This window comes from Streptomyces sp. NPDC028305 (genome assembly GCF_055569495.1).
The window spans coordinates 945,889-964,606 of record NZ_JBVHTN010000006.1 but is presented as its reverse complement, the minus strand read 5'-3'; the positions used below and the strand labels follow the sequence as shown (position 1 = coordinate 964,606).

Sequence of the window (18,718 nt, the reverse complement as noted above, 5' to 3'; positions counted from 1 at the left end):
TTCACTACTTTAGCGGATTTCCTCCGGGGCTCATAATCGAGCTCCGGGGACAGAATTCCGGGCACGCCGAAATCCATCCCGATGAGGGGCCGTGCTGCAGTGGTTTGCCGCCGGTGCGGCGCGAGTGGCTGTCGAAGAACCGCTACGGCTCCGTGACAACTCGAAGGACTGTACACGACGCTCCGATGACGATCAACCACGCGGCCCCGTGGTCATTCGGGCCCCGAGGGAGTACGGTCCGGAGCCATGACTACGCGTGCGCGCAGTAAGCAGTGGTGGCCCGTCTGACCGGCGGCCCACTCAGCGCGCATCGCATCCACACGGCCGCCGCTCCGGCGGCCGTTCATGTGTCCCGTCCCGCACACAAGTCGGCTCTCCGGTCCGCGGCGGTCCCGACCTGACGGGAAGCGGCACAGACATGGCGATCGCACAGGCACAGGCACAGGCACAGGCGAAGACACAGACACCCGCACAGACGCGCTCACGCAGGCGGATCTTCAGTGGGGTCAAACCCACCGGCCATCTGACGCTCGGGAACTACCTCGGAGCCGTGCGGCGGTGGGTCCAGGAGGACCAGCACGGCGCCGATGCGCTCTTCTCCGTCGTCGATCTGCACGCTCTCACCGTGGAGCACGATCCGGCCCGGCTGCGGAGACTCAGTCGGCAGGCGGCCACGCTGATGCTGGCCTCGGGGCTGGACCCGGACCGGTGCACGCTGTTCGTGCAGAGCCATGTGGACGAGCACGCACGGCTGTCGTACCTGATGGAGTGCACGGCCACGGACGGCGAGATGCGGCGGATGATCCAGTACAAGGAGAAGACCGCGCGGGAGCGGGCGGGCGGCGGCAGCGTACGGCTGTCGCTGCTCACCTACCCGGCGCTGATGGCCGCCGACATCCTCGCGTACGGCACGGACGAGGTGCCGGTCGGGGACGACCAGGCGCAGCATGTGGAGCTGGCCCGGGTGCTGGCGCAGCGGTTCAACCAGCGATACGGGGCGGTCTTCACCGTGCCCCGGATGACGCGTCCGCCGGTCGCCGCCCGGGTCATGGATCTACAGGACCCGACCTCGAAGATGGGCAAGTCGCACGCCGAGACGGCGGGCATCGTCTATCTCCTCGATGAGGAGGACACGGTCCGCAGGAAGGTGATGCGGGCGGTGACGGACAGCGGGAGCGAGGTCGTGTACGACCGGGAGGCCCAGCCCGGGGTGGCCAATCTGCTGGAGATTCTCGCGGCCTGTATGGATGGCTTGGATGGCGCAGATGGCACGGATGGCACGGATGGCAAGGCGCCGGAGGAGCTGGCCGGTGAGTACTCGTCGTACGGGGCGCTGAAGAAGGACACGGCCGAGGCGGTGGTGGAGCTGCTGCGGCCGATCCGGGCCCGCCACGCGGAGCTGTGCGCCGACCCGTCGTATGTGGACGGGGTGCTGCGGGCGGGGGCGGAGCGGGCGCGCGGGCTGGCGCGGCCGCGGGTGGACGCCGCGTACGAGGCGGTGGGGCTGCTGCCGTCGGCCGGCTGAGCCCCTCCCACCCCGCCGATCCGGACCCCTCGGCTGTTCTCAGCCGTTGCCGGAGGCGAGCTCGCGGCTGCGGTCGCGGGCCGCCTCCAGGGCGGCGATCAGCGCGGCGCGCACGCCGTGGCTCTCCAGCTCGCGGATGGCGCTGATGGTGGTGCCCGCCGGCGAGGTCACCGCCTCGCGCAGCTTGACCGGGTGCTCTCCGCTGTCGCGCAGCATCACGGCCGCGCCGATCGCCGCCTGGACGATCAGGTCATGGGCCTTGTCGCGGGGCAGGCCCAGCAGGATGCCGGCGTCGGTCATCGCCTCGACGAGGAAGTAGAAGTAGGCGGGGCCGGAGCCGGAGAGGGCGGTCGCGGCGTCCTGCTGGGTCTCGGGGACGCGCAGGGTCTTGCCGACGCCGCCGAAGATCGCCTCCGCGTGTGCCAGGTGTTCCTCGGTGGCGTGGCTGCCGGGCGAGATGACCGACATGGCCTCGTCGACCAGGGCGGGGGTGTTGGTCATGACCCGGATGACCGGGGTGCCGGCGGCCAGGCGCGCCTCGAAGAACGCGGTCGGGATGCCGGCCGCGCCGGAGATCACCAGCCGGTCGACGGGGACGTGCGGGGCGAGCTCGTCGAGCAGGGCGCCCATGTCCTGCGGCTTGACGGTGAGGATGAGGGTGTCGGCGATCTTGGCGGCCTCGGCGTTGGAGACGACCTCGACGCCGTAGCGGGTCCGCAGCTCTTCGGCGCGCTCCGCGCGGCGGGCCGTGACCAGCAGGTCGGACGGGGACCAGCCGCTGCGGATCATTCCGCTGAGCAGGGCCTCGCCGATCTTTCCCGTGCCGAGCACGGCGACCTTCTCCGTCATGGTGCGGCTCACCTCGCGAGTTGCTGTGTGGAGCTGTTGTGCAGAGCTGTGTGAAGGGATGGGGACGTACGGGGCCATCCTCGCACCGGGGCGGGGTAGGTGTGTGGAGTGTCCAGGTGGCGGTACGGGGAGCCCGGCGCGTCGGGGGGTCGCCTCCGCGCGGGCGTCCGCCGGGGTAATCGGAGCTGACCGCTCCTGTTAGATGACTCCGCGTTCACAGATCGGTTACATAGCGACTTGCAAATGGTCACGATCCTTTGGACATAATGGAGTTCGGTGTCCAACTCGTGACCAGAGGGGGGGCGATGGTGAGGACCGTCGGGCATGCCGGCCGTGTGCTGTTCGCCGCGGTGTCTGTACTGCTCGCCCTCTTCATCGCCGCCGATTGCGCATCTGCGCAGGTCACCCACCCGCAGAGGATGGTCACCGCTCCCGTGGCCGAGTCCCGTCCGGCCGTCAAGGTCACCCCGTTCGCGCATCGCGACGCCGGGGCCGACGACTGCAAGGGGCTGCGCGGCGCACGGGCACCACTGACCGCGCCCACCACCACCGGCAAATCCGGATGTGTGTGCGGTTGCGACGCGGGCCGCCTGGAGCCGCGCTCCACGGCCGTCGCGCCTCTCACGGGACGGCAGGCCGTCCCCGTGTCGAGATCAGGCGAGCTGCCGGTCTCCCTCCAGATCTTCCGCTGCTGAGAAGCGCACCGCCCGCAGTGGCGGTCGACCACGCTCTCTCAGCTCATTCAGCCGGCGAACTCATCAGCTAGCGACCGATTCCATCGATCCCAACTGACGCAGCGCTATGCCGCGCCCGCGCCTGCCCATGTGCCGGTGCCGGGGCGCACTGGAGGCAACCCTCATGCCATTTCAAAAGACTCTTCTCAACCGTTTCCGCGGGGCGGGAGGCACCGACGGCTCGTCCGCCGGTGCCGGGACCTTCCGCGCCGACTTCACCGCGTCTCTCGTCGTCTTCCTGGTCGCCGTGCCCTTGTGCGTGGGCGTGGCGGTCGCCTCGGGTGTCCCGGCCGAGCTCGGCCTGATCACCGGCATCGTCGGCGGCCTGATCACCGGTCTTCTGCCCGGCAGCAGCCTTCAGGTCAGCGGACCGGCGGCCGGTCTGACGGTGCTCGTCTACGAGGCGGTGCAGGAATACGGCCTCGCGGCGCTCGGCGTCCTGGTCCTCGTCTCCGGGCTGCTCCAGCTGGCGATGGGCGCGCTGCGCCTGGGCCGCTGGTTCCGTGCGATCTCCGTCGCGGTCGTCCAGGGCATGCTCGCGGGCATCGGCCTCGTACTGATCGCCGGACAGCTGTACGCGCTCGCCGACACCAAGGCGCCGAGCAGCGGCCTGGGCAAGCTGGGCGGGCTGCCCGGTCTCGTCGTCGACGTGGCCGGGTCGAGCGCGGCGCTCAAGGCGGTGGCCATCGGCGCGGGCACGATCGCGGTGCTGGTGTTCTGGCCGCGCTGGAAGCGGGGCGCGCGGGTGCTGCCCGCTCCGCTGGCGGCGGTCGCGCTCGCCACGGTGGCCACGGTGGGGATGGACCTGCCGGTCGCGCGGGTCGAGGTGAAGGGTCTGCTGGACGCCGTGCAGCCGCCCGGCGGCGGTGAGTTCGCGCAGCTCGCGGAGATCGGCGTGCTCGGGACCGTGCTCGCCTTCACGCTGATCGCGTCGGCCGAGAGCCTGTTCTCCGCGGCGGCCGTGGACCGGCTGCACGACGGCCCGCGGACCGACTACGACAAGGAGCTCATGGCGCAGGGCGCGGGCAACGCGGTGTGCGGCGCGCTGGGTGCCCTGCCGATGACCGCGGTGATCGTCCGGAGCGCCGCCAATGTGCAGGCGGGCGCCAGGACGAAGGCCTCGCGGGTGCTGCACGGCGTGTGGCTGCTGGTCTTCGCGGTGCTGTTCCCCTCGGCGCTCGGCGTCATCCCGGTCGCGGCGCTGGCGGGTGTGCTGGTGCACGCGGGCTGGAAGCTGATCCCGGTCAAGGACCTGGGACCGCTGTGGCGTACGCACCGGGGCGAGGCCGTGGTGCTGATGGTGACCGCGACCGCGATCGTGGTGACCAATATGTTCGAGGGCGTGATCATCGGCCTGCTGATGGCGGTCGCCAAGTCGGCCTGGGAGACCTCGCATGTGCATGTCGAGGTGGCCGGGCTGAAGGGCGCGCCGGAGGACCACCCCGTACGCGTACAGGTGCTGGGCAACGCCACCTTCCTGCGGCTGCCCAAGCTGCTCGACGAGCTGGAGGCGCTGCCCCGCAAGCGCGAGGTGCGGCTGGATCTGAGCGGGCTGCGGCATGTGGACCACGCGTGTGAGATGGCGCTGGCCACCTGGGCCGAGCGGCACAACGCGGTGGTCAGCCGCGGCACCGAGAGCGGGCCCAGCAACTCCGGTGCGTCGGATTCGGCCGACACCGAGGACGCCGCCGACGAGCGAGCCCTGGCCTAGCCGCCGCGGCAACACGGAGGGGACAGACAAGGCCGACACGGTCGGTGCGGGCCCCCGACGCTCTGTGCGCCGGGGGCCCGCACCATGTGGTCCTCGGGGACGGCGGGCGCCCGGTGTCACTCGATCGCTTGCTTCCGCTTCTCCAGCGTCTCGATGGACAGCCGGGCCTGGGTCAGCTCGTCGAGGGTGCGGCGGTGCAGCTCCAGGTTGTCCTCCATGAGCTTCGCGTACTTCGTCGCCAGCTCCTTGTACTGCTCCTCGCGCGCGCTCAGCATCCGGGCCCGCCACGTCGCCGCGATCTGCCAGACGACCACGATGAGGAGCACGAAGACGCCCCCCGCGCCGACCACTCCTGCGGCTTCGCCGTTCATTCGGAAGTCTCCTTGAGAGGTTTCGCCCACGCTCGATACTCATCACGCTGGCAGCGCCGTGGACGCGCGTCAAAGGAAACCGGCAGACCTCGGGGGCGGTTGGGGGTGCGTCAGGGGTGACTCAGGGTTTTCCCCGACGGCCCGGAGGCCCGGGCCAGAGCGCCCTGCCGCCCGTACTGACCGCCCTTTAGGCTGAGGCAGCTTCATACGTACGTCATGGCACGTGCCGACGGGCACATGGGGAGGGGTGCGCGGTGCCGCTGAGCGCCGGTGATCCGAAGACCATAGGCGACTACCGGCTGCTGGACCGGCTCGGATCCGGCGGCATGGGCGTCGTCTATCTGGCGCATTCGGCCTCGGGTCGGCAGGTCGCGGTCAAGGTGGTGCACGCGCAGTTCGCCGAGGACGAGGAGTTCCGCACCCGCTTCCGCCAGGAGGTCGCGGCGGCGCGGCGGGTGAGCGGCGCGTTCACCGCCCCCGTCGTGGACGCCGACCCCGACGCCGAGCGCCCCTGGATGGCGACCCTGTACGTACCGGGGTCGACGCTGTCCGAGCGGCTGACCGAACACGGCCCGCTGAACGCCGCGGAGCTGCGGCAGCTGGCGCTGGGCCTGGCCGAGGCGCTGCACGACATCCATCGGGTGGGGGTCGTCCACCGCGACCTCAAGCCCGCCAATGTGCTGATGGCGGAGGACGGTCCGCGCGTCATCGACTTCGGGATCTCCCGGGCGGCGGACAACCAGGTGCTGACGGTGACCGGACGGGTCATGGGGACGCCTCCCTTCATGTCGCCCGAGCAGCTGAGCAGGCCCCGTGAGGTGACCGGCGCCTCGGACGTTTTCTCGCTCGGCACGCTGCTGGTGTACGCGGCGACCGGCAAGGGGCCCTTCGACGGCGAGAGCCCCTATCTGACGGCATATCAGGTGGTGCACGAGCCGCCCACGCTGGACGAGGTCGCACCGCCGCTGTACGGCATCGTCGAGCGCTGCCTGGCCAAGTCCCCCGATGACCGGCCCGGGATCGGCGAGCTGCTGCGGATGCTGGACGAGCTGCCGAGCAAGGGGGATGTGCGCACCGTGGGCGGCGGCTCCGCGAAGAAGAACGGGAGCGCCGACGGGGACGGGAAGAAGAAGGGGAAGGGGAAGGGGAAGGGGAAGGGGAAGGGGAAGGGGAACGGAGAGGGGAAGGCGGGGGCGGACCAGGGCACCTGGCCGACGTGGAGCGGCGTCCGGCGGCGCCGCCCCGTGCTCGCCGCCATCGTCGCCGCCGGGGCGCTGGCCCTGGGCGGCGGCGCCTTCGCGCTGTACACGCCCGGCGACGACGGTGGCGACGGGGTGCGTACGAGCGGCCATCCGGCCGACGCGCCTCGGGAGATCCCGCTCCCCCAGGGCTGGCGGCCGTGGCAGCTGCCCCTCCCCGAGGCCGCGAACTCCGGGCGGGCGGCGGGCGAACTCGCGGACTTCGGCAGCGAAGTCGGCGCCAGCTGCGTACGGCAGGAGACCAAGCTCTACTGCGGTGGCACCGGTTTCCCGACGACCCGCGTGGACGCGCTCACGGGGCGCGTCGACTGGACCACCGACGCGCTGGCCAACAGCAGCCTCTCCGGGACCGGCTCGGAGCCGATCGGGATGCGCGGCGGGCTGGTCTTCGTCCACGACAGCCCGTCGGACACGACGCTCCGGCTGCTCGCCCTGGACGCGGAGTCCGGTGACAAGAAGTGGGCGCGGGAGGTCAGTTCCAGCACCGATTCGGCGCTCTTCGACAGACTGATCCTGTCCAGCGCCTCCGACGACCGGTCCCTGATCGCCCGGGACGCGGCGACCGGCGAGACCCGGTGGGCGTACCAGGTGCCCCAGGGCCAGCAGTGCGGAGCCATCGTGTACGGGAACGCGCCGTACGGCCTGTGCTGGGACGACAACGAGGAGGAGGTCCTGTGGTCCACCCTCGTGCGGCTGGACAAGCGCGACGGCTCCGCCACCGAGCTGGCCCGGCTGAAGGACACCCAGGACGGTCTGGGGGTCGACGGTGACGACCTGCTGATCCTCCCGTTGGTGTCCGACGCCGAGGGCGACCGGTACCCCTATCTCCTCCGGCTGGACACCCGCACCGGGAAGCAGCGGCGAGTCCCGCTCCCGGACGCCGCGCAGGGCACGGGGGCGCTGGTCGACGGCCGGCTGTTCTTCGTCCAGGAAAGCGGCCGGGTCACGGCGGTGGACGCCGACAGCGGCAAGCAGCTGTGGAGCCGGCAGACGACAGTGGAGCGGCTGGGCAGGCCGATGGTCTCGGCCGCCGAGGACACCGTGTATCTGTGCAGCGGCAGCGGGCGGCTGTTGGCGCTGCACCTGCGGACGGGCGAGGAGCTGTGGCAGTCCGCGCCGCGCAGCGAGTACAGCGGGTCGGGCATCAGCCCCGTTCTGCCGCAGCTGCTCCGGGTGGGCGGCGCGATCGTGGCGGTGTCGAGCGACGGAACGCTCTTCTCGGTCGACCCGCGCCACCCGGAGGCCAAGCCCGCGGACTCCGCCAAGGCGACGAAGTCCGCGGCGTCCACCGCGTCCACGACCGCGCGGCCCTGACGGCTCCGACCCCGGTCGTGTCAGCCGCAGACGACGGTGACGAAGCCGTCGCTGCCGGTCTTCACATACGCGTCGGAGACGTACTGCCCCGGCGCGATGCTGTCCCAGATGTCCGAGGTGCCGTACGGGCCCGTGACCTTCTGCCCGCGGCGCTGGCAGCGGATCGGGACGCGGGTGTTGTAGGGCAGCACCTTGATCAGCTTGCTGGTCGTGCTGGGTCCGCTGCGGACGTTCACCTGGTAGCCGGGCGCGATCGGATAGGTGACCGTCGTCGCCTCGGCCGTCTCCACCTCGACCGTTCCCGCCTCAACCGTCCCAGCCTGAACGGTTTCCATCTCTTCCGTGGCCATCAGCCCACCCCCGTCGAACTTCATTCCGATCTTGTGCATATCTTGTGCACATGTCGCGTTACGTGACACGACCAGCGGAGGCTAACAGGGCTCGCACGTGTCATCGACTAGGCTCGCCGAGTCGCGACTGCGGCCGAATTCACGGGGGTGGGGAATGCCGCCGGTGCGCAGAGCCGGGACGGGCCCGGAAGCGGAGGATCCGGAGTACGCCGGTCAGTACCGGCTCGAGGCGCCTCTCGGCTCCGGCGGCATGGGCGTGGTGCACCTGGCGCGTTCGGCCTCGGGGCGGCGCCTCGCGGTGAAGGTCATCCATGCGGAGTTCTCCGAAGACCCCGAGTTCCGGGCGCGGTTCCGGCAGGAGGTGGCGGCCGCCCGGCGGGTCAGCGGGGCGTTCACCGCGCCCGTCGTGGACGCCGACCCGGACGGCGAGCGGCCCTGGATGGCCACCCTCTACATCCCCGGCCCCACCCTCGCCGAACACGTCAAGCGGAGCGGCCCGCTGCCCACCGGCGACATGGTGCGGCTGGCCGCCGGACTCTCGGAGGCGCTGCGCGACATCCACCGCGCGGGCGTGGTGCACCGCGATCTGAAGCCGAGCAATGTGCTGCTCGCCGCGGACGGGCCGAAGGTCATCGACTTCGGCATCTCGCGCCCGTCGGACAGCGAACTGCGCACGGAGACGGGCAAGCTGATCGGCACGCCGCCGTTCATGGCGCCCGAGCAGTTCCAGCGGCCGCGCCATGTGGGGCCCGCGGCCGATGTGTTCGCACTCGGGTCGGTGCTGGTGCACGCGGCGACCGGGCGCGGGCCGTTCGAGTCCGAGAGCCCGTACATCGTGGCGTACCAGGTGGTGCACGACGAGGCCGATCTGGCGGGCGTGCCGCACGTACTGCTGCCGCTCATACAGCGCTGCCTGGCCAAGGAACCGGACGAACGGCCCACGCCGGACGCCCTGATGACGGTCCTGCGCGCCATCGGCGGCCCCCATCCGCCCGCCCTGCGCGGGCCGCTCCCGCGCGTACCGGCCCAGCGCGGGCGTGGCACGGGCCCGCTGTGGGGCGATGACGACGACGGTGGCCCGTACGACGAGCGGGACCCGGCCCCCGAGGCGGGTCCGGACGCGGACCCTCAAACGGAAGCGGAGGGGGAAGCGGAGGCGGCTACGGCTGCGGAGGCCGAAGCCGAGCCCGATGTCGAGGACGAGGACGAGGACAAGGACAAGGACGAGGATGGTCCGGCCGGTGCCGACGACCGCGCCCGGTACGGCGGGCCGGACGCGGACACCCGGATCAGGGACGGCTCGGCCCACGGTGAGGCAGGGCGACGGCGGAGCCGGACGGCCCGACGGTGGGTCACCGTCGGGGTGTTGGCCGCCGTGATGCTCGGCGCGGGCACGGTCTGGGCGCTACAGCGGGACCACGGCGGGCGGCGCTCGGCGCACGGCCAGCCGGCCGGCGCCACGAAGGCGGCGGCCTGGCGGCCGTGGAAGGGCACGCTGTCGGCCGAAGGATCCGGCGCGGAAGGCGAGGGCATCCGGGCGGCGTTCTGCTCACACGGAGACGGCGCGCTGTACTGCGCCGGGCGCGGCGTCGAGGCCGCCCGCCTCGACCCGGCCGACGGCGAGGTGGTGTGGTCGCGCCCGGCCACGGCGAGCCGCCCCGACGACGGCACGCCGACCGCCCCCGCGCTCTCCGGCGGCCTGGTCCAGGTGGTGTCGCCGGACGGGACGCGGCTGCGGGCGCTCGACCCGAAGACGGGGCACGTCCGTTGGAGCCGTGACGTCGCCTCGTACCAGGGCCGGGTCTACCCCTCGGGCGACACCGTGCTGATGGTCGCGGCGGACGGTGTGGTCACGGCGGTCAGCGGGGCCACGAACAAGCGGCGCTGGAGTCACACCGTCCCCGGCCACACCCGCCCGGCCTTCGTCTCGTACGGCGACGGCCGCACCGCCTACGCGCTCACCGCGTCGGCCGACGGCTCCCACACGCTGGTCACGGCGGTCGACGCGGAGCGCGGCACGGTCCGCTGGAAGCGGTCGTTCAGCGGCAATCTCACCCCGGCGGGGACGAGTTCGGCCGGTACGAGTTCGGCCGGTACGGATTCGGCGGAGGTCCTGTACCTCACCGGCGCCGACGAGCAGACCCGCACCGCCGAGGTCGTCAGGTACGACCCGGCGCGCCACGCCGAGCACCGGGTCGCGCTGGCCGCGCCGGTCTCCTCGACCAGCGTGGCGGTGCGCGGCGACACGGTCTATCTGCTGTGCTCCGACGGCGGTCTGGTGGCGGTCGACCCGCGCCGTACGGATCCGGCCACGGCGCAGCGCTGGCGGCTGGAGACCTCGGTGGGCAATGCGTCGCCGCTGGTGGCGGCGGGCGACCGGCTGTACTTCTCGGCGGCCGACGGGCGGCTGCTCGCCGTGGACGCGGTGCGGGGCGAGGTGCTGGGGCAGACCCCGCCGCGTACGGGCAAGGCCGGGAAGAGCTATCTGGAGTTGGTGCCCGCGCCGGTGGCGGCGGACGGCAAGGTGTTCGGATCGGCGCCGGACGGCACGGTCTTCGGGGTGGCGGGACGGGACCCGGCCCGCTGGTGAAGACCCCGGTTACGCCGCGGCGCACGCGGTTAAAGTGATGCCGCACTGTGTGCCGGACGGGCCTGGTCCGGCCGTGAGTTGGTCCGGCCGGGGCTCGATCCGGCCCGGCTTCCGGGCGGTTGGTGCGCGCCGGACACGACCTGGAGAAGACGGATGGCACTGCGCGCAGGGGATCCGGAGTCCATCGGCGGCTACACGCTGGAGCGCCGGCTGGGGGCCGGCGGGATGGGCACCGTGTATCTGGCTCGGTCGGAGTCGGGGCGGCGGATCGCGCTGAAGGTCGTCCACCAGCAGTTCGCCGATGACGACGAGTTCCGGGTGCGGTTCCGTCAGGAGGTGGCGGCGGCACGGCGGGTGAGCGGGGCGTTCACCGCGGCGGTCGTGGACGCCGACCCCGAGGCCGAGCGCCCCTGGATGGCCACCTCGTATGTGTCGGGCCCCACCCTCTCGGAGCGGATCGGTGCGGGCGGCCCGCTGCGCGGCGAGGAGTTACGGAAGCTGGCGATCGGGCTCACCGAGGCGCTGCGCGACATCCACCGGGTGGGCGTGGTCCACCGGGACCTCAAGCCCGCGAACATCGTGCTGTCGGACGAGGGCCCGCGCGTCATCGACTTCGGCATCTCGCGGGCGGCGGACCACCAGACGCTCACCATGACGGGGCGGGTGATGGGCACGCCGCCCTTCATGTCCCCGGAGCAGTTGCGGACCCCGCGCGAGGTCGGCCCGGAGTCGGACGTCTTCTCGCTGGCGGCGGTGCTGGTGTTCGCGGTCACGAGCCATGGCCCGTTCGCCGCGGACAGTCCGTACATCGTCGCGTATCAGGTCGTGCACGAGCAGCCGTCGTTGGACGAGGTGGCGGAGCCGCTGCGGGGCTTGATCGCGGACTGCCTCGCCAAGGACCCGGCGGCCCGGCCGGGGATCGACCGGCTGCTGGAGCGGCTGCGGGCGCTGCCCGCCGCGGACTACACCGGCATCGGTACGGCCAAGGGAACCACCAAAGGAACCGCGAAAGGCGGCGCGAAGGGCGCCGCGGCGAGCACCCTGACGGAGAGCCGCCGGGCGCGCTGGGTGCGGGGAGCGCTGGTCGCGAGCGGCTTGGCCGCCGCCCTGGCCGGGACCGTCCTCGCGGCGCTGACCGCCTTCCGCCCCGGCACCCCGGGCGATGACGACGACGGGCCCGTCCCGGTGGCCGCCGCCTCGCTCCCGTCCGGCTGGCGGCCCTGGGACCGTGAACTCCCCTCTTCGTCCCTCGGTCCGGCCGTCGACGACCCGCGGTACGACAGTCGCTGCCTGGTGTCCGACGGCGACCTGTACTGCGGGGCGAGCGGGGTTCCCGTCACCCGGCTGAACGCCGCCACGGGGCGCACCGTGTGGCGTCATCCGGCCGGCGAGCCGACCGCCGAACTCGTCGGGGTGTCCGAGGGACTGGTGCACGCCGCGGTCCAGCTCGACAGCGGCCGGCAGCGGCTGGAGGCATACCGGACCGGGGACGGCGAGCGGGTGTGGCGGACCGACATCGGCGACACCGTCCAGGGCGCCACGTTCGCCAGGGGCCGCGGCCATGCCGTCCTCACCCAGAGCTGGGACGACGAGACGTTCCAGGCGGTCGACGCGCGCACCGGCGACATCCGCTGGACGCGCCGGATCAGCAAGACCCTGAGCTGCCAGCCGAACGTCCTGGGCGGCCGCCCCTACGCCAAGTGCCACCCTGTGGACGATCCGTCACTCGAGCAGATCGAGATCTACGCCCTCGACCCCGGCTCGGGCAAGCCGAAGCGGATCGTCTCCCGCGCCACCCGGCTGGACTCGCTCGGCGTGGGGTCGGGCAAGCTGATCTACCTGGAGGGCGGGAAGGAAGACGACAGCTACACCGCCGTCCTGTCGATCGACCCGGACAGCGGGGCCGTCCGGCGCGCGCCGCTGCCCTCGGGCCTCCACTCGCTTCAGCTGAAGGTCTCCCTGGCGGGCGACACGATGTTCTTCATCCGGCAGAACGGCGAGGTCATGGCGGTCACGACCGGCGGCGAGCGGCTGTGGACCAAGGCCACGCAGGTGGAGTGGCTGACCGGCGCCGCCGTCTCGTCCCGGCGCGGCGCCGTGTATCTCGCCACCGCCAGCGGCCGGGTGGTCGCCCTGGCGCTGGCCGGGGGCCGGGAGCTGTGGCGGGGGGAGGCGCGTACGGATCCGGGCGGGGCGCCGGCCGATGTGATGCTGATCGGCGACGCGCTGTACGGGGTGTACGGGTACGACAGCCTGTCGGTCTTCAGCCAGGACGTCACCAAGCACCCGCTCACCGAAGAGCGGGACTGAGCTGACTGCCCCGGAGAAGCGGGGCCGGGCAAAGGAAACGGCCGAGGCGGCCCCCGGACGGCTCGCGTCGCGTCCAGGAGGCCGCCCCGGCCGAACAGCCGAGGCGCGGGGTGGCTAGCCGAGCTTGCTGACGTCCCGCACGGCGCCCTTGTCGGCGCTGGTGGCCATCGCCGCGTACGCCCGCAGCGCGGCGGACACCTTGCGGTCGCGGTTCTTCGGCGCGTACACGCCGCCGAGGGCCGCGCGCCGGGCCGCCAGCTCCTCCTCGCTCACCAGCAGCTCGATGGTGCGGGCCGGGATGTCGATGCGGATCCGGTCGCCGTCCTCGACCAGGGCGATGGTGCCGCCGGAGGCCGCCTCGGGCGAGGCGTGGCCGATGGACAGGCCCGAGGTGCCGCCGGAGAAGCGGCCGTCGGTGATCAGCGCGCAGGCCTTGCCCAGGCCCCGGCCCTTGAGGAAGGAGGTGGGGTAGAGCATCTCCTGCATGCCGGGTCCGCCCTTGGGGCCCTCGTAGCGGATGACGACGACGTCGCCCTCCTTGACCTGCTTGCCGAGGATCTTCTCGACGGCCTCTTCCTGGGACTCGCAGACCACGGCCGGGCCCTCGAAGGTCCAGATGGACTCGTCGACGCCGGCGGTCTTCACCACACAGCCGTCCTCGGCGAGGTTGCCGTGCAGGACGGACAGGCCGCCCTCCTTGGAGTAGGCGTGCTCGTTGTCGCGGATGCAGCCGTTCTCGGCGTCGGTGTCGAGGGTGTCCCAGCGCTCGGACTGCGAGAAGGCGGTCGCGGAGCGCACACAGCCGGGGGCGGCGTGGAAGAGCTCCACGGCCACGGCGGAGGGCGAGCCGCCGCGGATGTCCCACTGCTTGAGCCAGTCGGCGAGCGACGACGAGTGCACGGTGTGCACGTCCTCGTTGAGCAGACCGGCCCGGTACAGCTCGCCCAGGATCGCGGGGATGCCGCCGGCCCGGTGGACGTCCTCCATGTAGTAGACGCCGCCGGGGGCGACGTTCGGGGCGACCTTCGCCAGGCAGGGCAGGCGGCGGGAGAGCCCGTCGATGTCCTTCATGTCGAAGTCGAGCCCGGCCTCCTGGGCGGCGGCGAGCAGGTGCAGGATCGTGTTGGTCGAGCCGCCCATGGCGATGTCGAGGGCCATGGCGTTCTCGAACGCGGCGCGGGAGCCGACGGCGCGCGGCAGGACGGTCTCGTCGTCCTGCTCGTAGTAGCGCTTGGTGATCTCCACGACGGTGCGGCCGGCGGTCTCGTACAGCGCCTTGCGGGCGGTGTGGGTGGCCAGCACCGAGCCGTTGCCGGGGAGGGACAGGCCGATCGCCTCGGTGAGGCAGTTCATGGAGTTCGCGGTGAACATGCCGGAACAGGAGCCGCAGGTCGGACAGGCGTTGTCCTCGATGCGGGCGATGTCCTCGTCGGAGACGCTGTCGTTGACGGCCTCGGAGATCGCGGTGATCAGGTCGAGCTTGCGGACGGTGCCGTCGACCAGGGTCGCCCGGCCCGACTCCATGGGGCCGCCGGAGACGAAGACGGTGGGGATGTTCAGCCGCATCGCGGCCATCAGCATGCCGGGCGTGATCTTGTCGCAGTTGGAGATGCAGATCAGCGCGTCCGCGCAGTGCGCCTCGACCATGTACTCGACCGAGTCGGCGATCAGGTCGCGGGAGGGCAGCGAGTAGAGCATTCCGCCGTGGCCCATGGCGATGCCGTCGTCCACGGCGATGGTGTTGAACTCGCGCGCGATGCCGCCCGCGGCGTGGATCGCCTCGCTCACGATCCGGCCGACCGGCTGGAGGTGGGTGTGGCCGGGCACGAACTCCGTGAAGCTGTTGGCGACCGCGATGATCGGCTTGCCGAAGTCCTCGCGCGCTACGCCCGAGGCCTGCATAAGGGCTCGGGCGCCCGCCATGTTGCGGCCATGGGTGACGGTGCGGGACCTCAGCTCGGGCACGGTGCTCCACTCCCTCGTTTCCGGGTTGTCCCGGTGGTACGGGTTCTTGAGTCTTCTGAGCGTACGCCTACCACCGGGAAACGGACGGACCGTCCGGATCCCAAGACGCGCGGCTCAGTCCTCGGGCAGCCCCTCGTACTGACCCCGGGCTGCTCAGCGCATCGAGGTGGCTCAGTCCTCGGCCATGTAGCGCTGGAGCGTCGGCCCCACCATGGCGATGATGTCCTCCACCGGCGCGGAGGCCATCGGCTCCATCCGGACCACGTACCGCAGCATCGCGATCCCGATGATGTGCCCGGCCGCCAGCTGCGCCCGGAACTCCGGGTTCGGCACGTCCAGCTCGTCCGCCATCCGCAGCAGCAGCCGCCGCTCGATCATGCCCCGCAGGACCGCGGCCGCCGCCTCGTTGGTCAGCGCGGAGCGCATCACGGCCAGCAGCGGCAGGCGGGTGACGGGGTTCTCCCAGACGCCGAACATGAAGCGGGCCATCCGCTCGCCCGCCCCGTCCCGGCTGCCGCCTTGCACCGCGTCAGGGGCGCCCATGGTGGGCGCGAAGATCAGCTCGACGGCCGCCCCGAAGATCTGGTCCTTGGTGCCGAAGTAGTGGTGGACCAGGGCCGGGTCCACCCCCGCGGCCTTCGCGATGCCGCGGATCGAGGTCTTGTCGTAGCCACGCTCGGCGAACTCGTTGCGCGCCGCGGTCAGGATCCGGTCGCGGGCGGCGGGTACGTCGGCGGCGCCCTCGGCACGGGGCGGACGGCCGCGGCGGCGCGGAGCGGGGGACTGCGCGGGCAGGGCCGGGGTCACGGGCCGGGCACCGCCCCGGTGGACGAGGCGGGCGAGTCCGGCGCGGCGGCCGGGCCCGCTGAGCCGGCCGCGCCCGGTGCGGCGGCCGCGTTCGCCGAGGCGAGATGGAGCCGGGTGAAGGCCAGCGCCTCCGCCAGGTCGGCCTCGCGCTCGGCCGTGGACATGGCCCGCCGGGTGTTGACCTCGACCACCACATTGCCGTCGAAGCCCGTGGCGGCCAGCCGCTCCAGCAGCTCGGCGCACGGCTGGTTGCCGCGCCCCGGCACCAGGTGCTCGTCCTTGTTGGAGCCCATGCCGTCGGCGAGGTGGAGGTGGGCCAGCCGGTCGCCCATCCGGTCCACCATGCCGAGCGCGTCCGTACGGGCGGTCGCCGTGTGCGAGAGGTCGATCGTGAAGTGGCGGTAGTCGTCGTGGGTGACGTCCCAGTCGGGCGCGTACGCGAGCATCTCCCGGTCGCGGTAGCGCCACGGGTACATGTTCTCGACAGCGAACCGCACGTCCGTCTCGCCCGCCATCCGCCAGATTCCGCGTACGAACTCCCTGGCGTACGCGCGCTGCCACCGGAAGGGCGGGTGGACGACGACGGTGGAGGCGCCGAGCTTCTCGGCGGCCGCCTTCGCGCGCTGTAGCTTCACCCACGGGTCGGTCGACCACACCCGCTGAGTGATCAGCAGGCATGGCGCGTGCACCGCGAGAATCGGCACCTCGTGGTAGTCGGAAAGCCGGCGCAGCGACTCGATGTCCTGGCTGACCGGATCGGTCCACACCATGACCTCGACACCGTCGTAGCCCAGGCGTGCGGCGATCTCGAAGGCCGTCGCCGTCGACTCCGGATAGACCGAGGCCGTGGACAGCGCGACCTTCGCATCCGGGATGCGCACCACTGGCTCTGTCACGAGGGACAGGGTACGGCGCTCCCCCGGACGGCTAAACCGCCACCGCTCGCGACGGCGCGAGCGGTGTGAGCGGCATCACCCCGGGAGGTGGTCCAGACGGCGCAGGATGACGCCCTCGCGCAGCGCCCACGGGCATATCTCCAGCGCGTCCACCCCGAACAGATCCATCGCGCCCTCCGCCACCAGCGCCCCCGCCAGCAGCTGCGGCGCCCGGCCCTCGGAGACCCCCGGCAGCTGCTCGCGCCTGTCGACGGGCATGGCGGCCAGCTTCGGCACCCACTGCTCCAGCGCCTGGCGGGTCAGCCGGCGCTGTATGTACAGGCCCTCGGTGGAGCGTGCCGCGCCCGCGATCCTGGCCAGCTGCTTGAACGTCTTGGACGTGGCGACCACGTGGTCGGGGGCGCCGTGGCGGCTGAAGTCGCCGACGATCCGGGCGATCTGCGCCCGTACGTGCCGTCGCAGCGCCCGTACCTCCTCCGGGGCGGGCGGGTCGCCGGGCAGCCAGCCGGCCGTCAGCCGGCCCGCACCCAGGGGCAGCGAGACAGCCGCGTCCGGCTCCTCGTCCATCCCGTACGCGATCTCGAGCGAGCCGCCGCCGATGTCCAGGACCAGCAGCTTTCCGGCCGACCAGCCATACCAGCGGCGGGCCGCGAGAAAGGTGAGCCTCGCCTCCTCCTCACCGGTCAGGACGCACAGCTCCACCCCGGTCTCCTCGGCGACGCGGGCCAGCACCTCGTCGGCGTTGGCGGCCTCCCGGACGGCGGAGGTGGCGAAGGGCAGCACATCCTCGACGCCCTTGTCCTCGGCGGCCTGAAGCGCCTCCTTGACCACCGCGATCAGGCGGTCGACGCCGTGGGAGCCGATGGCCCCGCCGTCGTCGAGCAGCTCCGCAAGCCGTAGCTCCGCCTTGTGCGAGTGGGCGGGCAGCGGGCGTGCGCCGGGGTGCGCGTCCACCACGAGCAGGTGGACCGTATTCGAACCCACATCCAGGACACCGAGTCTCATGGCCAGAACGCTACTGCGCGGATCGCCTGGTCAGGTACGGGTCCCGGCCCTGACCCGCTCCTCGTAAGCATCCGCGTGGGCATACGCTTGGCCCGTGGCAAAGACGAAAAAGGCGAAGCAGGACAAAGTCCGGAAGCGGCGTCCCGAGGCCGGGCAGCAGGCCGTGGCCGACGCTGCCGAGGACGAGCCGGTCATCGCGTTCGCTCCGGACCTCGCGGACACGTCGGGCGGCCCGGTATCGGGCGGCCCGGCGTCCGCCGACCTTGCGTCGGACGCCGATGACGAGGTCGGCCTGGACTTCGCCCGCGCCTGGGTCGAGTTCCCGGACCCCGCCGACGACGAGCAGGTCTTCCGCTGCGATCTGACCTGGCTGACCTCGCGCTGGACCTGTGTTTTCGGCCAGGGCTGCCAGGGCATCCAGGCGGGGCGCGCGAGCGACGGCTGCTGCACGCTGGGCGCGCACTTCTCGGACGAGGACGACGAGAAGCGCGTCGGCCGCCACGTGGCCCGGCTCACCCCGGACATCTGGCAGTTCCACGACGTGGGGCACGAGACGGGCTGGACCCAGTCCGGCGACGAGGACGACGAGCGCCAGACCCGCCGCTACGAGGGCTCGTGCATCTTCCAGAACCGGCCGGGCTTCAAGGGCGGCGCGGGCTGCGCGCTGCACATCCTGGCGCTCAACGAGGGCCGCGAGCCGCTGGAGACCAAGCCGGACGTCTGCTGGCAGCTGCCGATCCGCAGGTCGTACGCCTGGATCGACCGGCCCGACGACACGCGCGTGCTGGAGATCACCATCGCCGAGTACGACCGGCGCGGCTGGGGCCCGGGCGGCCATGACCTGCACTGGTGGTGCACCTCGGCGACCTCCGCGCACGGCGGCGGGGAGCCGGTGTACGCCTCGTACCGGGCGGAGCTGACGGAGCTCATGGGCAAGGAGGGCTACGACCGGCTGGCCGAGCTCTGCGAGCAGCGGCTGGCCTCCTCGCTCCCCCTGGTGGCCCCGCACCCCGCCGATCCGGTGGGCTAGGC

General features: G+C 72.1%; 14 protein-coding genes. 7 read left to right on the top strand and 7 right to left on the bottom strand.

The window, feature by feature from the left end; translation table 11 throughout:
* Positions 1-418: 418 nt before the first annotated feature.
* Positions 419-1,525, top strand: coding sequence for a tryptophan--tRNA ligase (trpS, locus tag ACZ4WQ_RS29735; protein ID WP_398376670.1), 1,107 nt, complete (start codon positions 419-421; stop codon positions 1,523-1,525).
* 39 nt (positions 1,526-1,564) lie between these two features.
* On the opposite strand, the gene proC is transcribed toward trpS, so the two are convergent.
* Entirely contained in the window at positions 1,565-2,374 is an 810-nt protein-coding gene (gene proC, locus ACZ4WQ_RS29730; protein ID WP_311727216.1) for a pyrroline-5-carboxylate reductase, read from the bottom strand.
* A gap of 305 nt (positions 2,375-2,679) precedes the next feature.
* Here proC and ACZ4WQ_RS29725 point away from each other — a divergent pair, with 305 nt between their 5' ends.
* Both ACZ4WQ_RS29725 and ACZ4WQ_RS29720 read left to right on the top strand, forming a co-directional pair.
* The gene (locus tag ACZ4WQ_RS29725) at positions 2,680-3,069 is read left to right on the top strand and encodes a hypothetical protein (RefSeq protein WP_385351230.1); all 390 of its coding nucleotides are present in this window, start codon (positions 2,680-2,682) and stop codon (positions 3,067-3,069) included.
* A gap of 163 nt (positions 3,070-3,232) precedes the next feature.
* The gene (locus ACZ4WQ_RS29720) at positions 3,233-4,819 is read left to right on the top strand and encodes a SulP family inorganic anion transporter (RefSeq protein ID WP_398376669.1); all 1,587 of its coding nucleotides are present in this window, start codon (positions 3,233-3,235) and stop codon (positions 4,817-4,819) included.
* A 116-nt stretch (positions 4,820-4,935) separates the two neighbouring features.
* Here ACZ4WQ_RS29720 and ACZ4WQ_RS29715 read toward each other — a convergent pair whose 3' ends face one another.
* Complete coding sequence (locus ACZ4WQ_RS29715; RefSeq protein WP_311727213.1) at positions 4,936-5,190, bottom strand: hypothetical protein; 255 nt, start codon at positions 5,188-5,190, stop codon at positions 4,936-4,938.
* Between the two features lie 254 nt (positions 5,191-5,444).
* On the opposite strand from ACZ4WQ_RS29715, the gene ACZ4WQ_RS29710 reads away from it, so the two are divergent.
* Entirely contained in the window at positions 5,445-7,763 is a 2,319-nt protein-coding gene (locus tag ACZ4WQ_RS29710; RefSeq protein ID WP_398376668.1) for a serine/threonine-protein kinase, read from the top strand.
* A 20-nt stretch (positions 7,764-7,783) separates the two neighbouring features.
* Here the strand turns inward: ACZ4WQ_RS29710 and ACZ4WQ_RS29705 are convergent, their stop codons facing one another.
* Entirely contained in the window at positions 7,784-8,113 is a 330-nt protein-coding gene (locus ACZ4WQ_RS29705) for an SH3 domain-containing protein (RefSeq protein WP_398376675.1), read from the bottom strand.
* Positions 8,114-8,267: 154 nt separating this feature from the next.
* Here ACZ4WQ_RS29705 and ACZ4WQ_RS29700 point away from each other — a divergent pair, with 154 nt between their 5' ends.
* Both ACZ4WQ_RS29700 and ACZ4WQ_RS29695 read left to right on the top strand, forming a co-directional pair.
* Entirely contained in the window at positions 8,268-10,703 is a 2,436-nt protein-coding gene (locus ACZ4WQ_RS29700) for a protein kinase domain-containing protein (RefSeq protein WP_468022557.1), read from the top strand.
* A 153-nt stretch (positions 10,704-10,856) separates the two neighbouring features.
* Positions 10,857-13,013 carry a protein kinase domain-containing protein gene (locus tag ACZ4WQ_RS29695; RefSeq protein WP_468022556.1) on the top strand — a complete coding sequence of 719 codons (2,157 nt, stop codon included), beginning with the start codon at positions 10,857-10,859 and terminating at the stop codon, positions 13,011-13,013.
* A 114-nt stretch (positions 13,014-13,127) separates the two neighbouring features.
* Here ACZ4WQ_RS29695 and ilvD read toward each other — a convergent pair whose 3' ends face one another.
* The 4 genes from ilvD to ACZ4WQ_RS29675 all read right to left on the bottom strand — a co-directional run bounded on the left by ilvD (position 13,128) and on the right by ACZ4WQ_RS29675 (position 17,686).
* On the bottom strand, positions 13,128-14,978 hold the full coding sequence (ilvD, locus tag ACZ4WQ_RS29690) for a dihydroxy-acid dehydratase (protein ID WP_311727208.1): 1,851 nt from the start codon (positions 14,976-14,978) through the stop codon (positions 13,128-13,130).
* A 171-nt stretch (positions 14,979-15,149) separates the two neighbouring features.
* Complete coding sequence (locus tag ACZ4WQ_RS29685) at positions 15,150-15,785, bottom strand: TetR/AcrR family transcriptional regulator (RefSeq protein WP_311727207.1); 636 nt, start codon at positions 15,783-15,785, stop codon at positions 15,150-15,152.
* Positions 15,782-16,681, bottom strand: coding sequence for a sugar phosphate isomerase/epimerase family protein (locus ACZ4WQ_RS29680; protein WP_311727206.1), 900 nt, complete (start codon positions 16,679-16,681; stop codon positions 15,782-15,784). The genes ACZ4WQ_RS29685 and ACZ4WQ_RS29680 overlap by 4 nt, the downstream gene beginning before the upstream one ends.
* Positions 16,682-16,756: 75 nt before the next feature.
* Entirely contained in the window at positions 16,757-17,686 is a 930-nt protein-coding gene (locus ACZ4WQ_RS29675; RefSeq protein WP_311727204.1) for a Ppx/GppA family phosphatase, read from the bottom strand.
* A gap of 94 nt (positions 17,687-17,780) precedes the next feature.
* Between ACZ4WQ_RS29675 and ACZ4WQ_RS29670 the strand changes: the two genes are divergently transcribed.
* A complete protein-coding gene (locus ACZ4WQ_RS29670) occupies positions 17,781-18,716 on the top strand; it encodes a DUF3109 family protein (protein ID WP_311727203.1) in 936 nt (311 codons plus the stop codon).
* Positions 18,717-18,718 lie beyond the last annotated feature (2 nt).

What these genes read in the sequence shown, in the direction of transcription:
- proC (WP_311727216.1), bottom strand. Translation starts at nt 2,374, where the DNA reads ATGACGGAGAAGGTCGCCGTGCTCGGCACGGGAAAGATCGGCGAGGCC.
- ACZ4WQ_RS29720 (WP_398376669.1), top strand. Translation starts at nt 3,233, where the DNA reads ATGCCATTTCAAAAGACTCTTCTCAACCGTTTCCGCGGGGCGGGAGGC.
- ACZ4WQ_RS29715 (WP_311727213.1), bottom strand. Translation starts at nt 5,190, where the DNA reads ATGAACGGCGAAGCCGCAGGAGTGGTCGGCGCGGGGGGCGTCTTCGTG.
- ACZ4WQ_RS29700 (WP_468022557.1), top strand. Translation starts at nt 8,268, where the DNA reads ATGCCGCCGGTGCGCAGAGCCGGGACGGGCCCGGAAGCGGAGGATCCG.
- ACZ4WQ_RS29675 (WP_311727204.1), bottom strand. Translation starts at nt 17,686, where the DNA reads ATGAGACTCGGTGTCCTGGATGTGGGTTCGAATACGGTCCACCTGCTC.
- trpS (WP_398376670.1), top strand. Translation starts at nt 419, where the DNA reads ATGGCGATCGCACAGGCACAGGCACAGGCACAGGCGAAGACACAGACA.
- ACZ4WQ_RS29695 (WP_468022556.1), top strand. Translation starts at nt 10,857, where the DNA reads ATGGCACTGCGCGCAGGGGATCCGGAGTCCATCGGCGGCTACACGCTG.
- ACZ4WQ_RS29705 (WP_398376675.1), bottom strand. Translation starts at nt 8,113, where the DNA reads ATGGCCACGGAAGAGATGGAAACCGTTCAGGCTGGGACGGTTGAGGCG.
- ACZ4WQ_RS29725 (WP_385351230.1), top strand. Translation starts at nt 2,680, where the DNA reads ATGGTGAGGACCGTCGGGCATGCCGGCCGTGTGCTGTTCGCCGCGGTG.